Below are 1485 nucleotides of genomic sequence, written 5' to 3' on the forward strand. Positions count from 1 at the left end.
GGTGGATGCGGCCTGCCCGGTGCGGGACGTGGCCGAGTTGACGCATGGGCAGGTGATCGAGGTGCTGGTGGCCAACCGGCTGACCTCTCCTGCGCCGCTGGTGCACGTGCAGGAGTGGGCGCGCACCTGGGCGGTGGGCGAGGCGTTCGGGGTAGAGCCCGCCCTGCTCAACGATGACCGGATCGGCCGCGCGTTGGATGCCATCGCCCCGCACCTGGACCAGTTGGCCGGCTCGGTCGGGCTGGCCGCGATCGAGGCGTTCGGCATCGAGGTGAGGCGCCTGCATTGGGATCTCACCTCGATCTCGCTGCAGGGCGACTACGAGCAGGCCGAGCCTGGCTTCGCCACGCCGAAGTTCGGCCATCCCAAAGACCGCCGGCCGGATCTCAAACAGATCCAGGCCGGGCTCGCGGTCAGCTCCGACGGGGCGGTCCCGGTCTTTCACCGCGCCTATGACGGCGGTGCCGGCGAGGTCAGCCAGGTCATACCGGCGATGCAGGCGCTGCAGCGCCTGGCCGGCCCCCAGCCGATGCTGATGATCGGCGATTCGAAGCTGATCTCGTATGCGAACCTGGCCGCGATGGCCACCGATGGTGTGGCCTTCATCGCCCCGGCCTCCAAGACCTACGTACCGGCCGAGGTGCCGGCCGAACAGCGGCTGGAGAAGGCCCAAGTGGTGGACTACGTCTCCGCCCGCGACGCCGGCAAGGACGCCGAGCGGCGCGGCACCTGGCACGTGGCCGAGGACGACATGACACTGGCCGGGCCGCGCAAGAAGGATCCGATCCTGGCCCTGCGCCGCATCTTCGTGCACTCCTCGGCCCGTGCCCAGGCCGCGGCCACCGCCCGGGCCAAGAAACTCGAGCGCGCCCGCGACGACCTGGCACGCCTGGAACGCGGACTGGGCGGACGCCACTACCCGAGCGAGCAAGCGGTCGCCGACCGTGTCACCGCCATCGGCCGCGCCCGGCGGGTGACCACCTACCTGATCGCGGTCACCGGCACCGATCCAGTCACCGGCAAACCCACTCTGACCTGGAACTTCGACCAGAACGCGATCGAGGCCGAAGCCGCCACCGACGGCTGGTACGCCCTGCTGACCAACCTCGACCCCGACACCGCCGACGCCGAACAGGTCCTGCGCCACTACAAAGGACAAGAAGCCGTTGAACGCCGCCACCAGGCGTTCAAGGGTCCGCTGGCCGTCAGCCACCTGTATCTGAAGAACAACCGCCGCATCAACGCGCTGATCACCGTGATCTGCCTGGCCCTGCTCATCTTCTGCCTGATCGAGCGCCAGGTTCGCCATGCCCTGGCCGCCCAGGACAAGACCAAGGTCAACGGCTTGTACGCCGGACGTCCCGCCGTTCCCACCGGCAAGCTCATCCTCGACGCGCTGGCCGGCATCCGGTTGATCCCAGGCACCGGCCAGTCACCCCCGGCCATCCCGCAACCCACCGACCTCCAACTCCACCTCCTGGATCT

At 69.1% G+C, this 1485-nt stretch carries 1 protein-coding gene; it reads left to right on the plus strand.

The annotated features are described in order from the left end of the window. Window positions 1-1485: IS1634 family transposase (locus AB0I81_RS64020; RefSeq protein WP_360680712.1), on the plus strand; the 1485-nt coding region annotated here is incomplete at both ends.

It is taken from the genome of Nonomuraea sp. NPDC050404 (assembly GCF_040655495.1).
In the GTDB taxonomy this organism is placed as follows: domain Bacteria; phylum Actinomycetota; class Actinomycetes; order Streptosporangiales; family Streptosporangiaceae; genus Nonomuraea.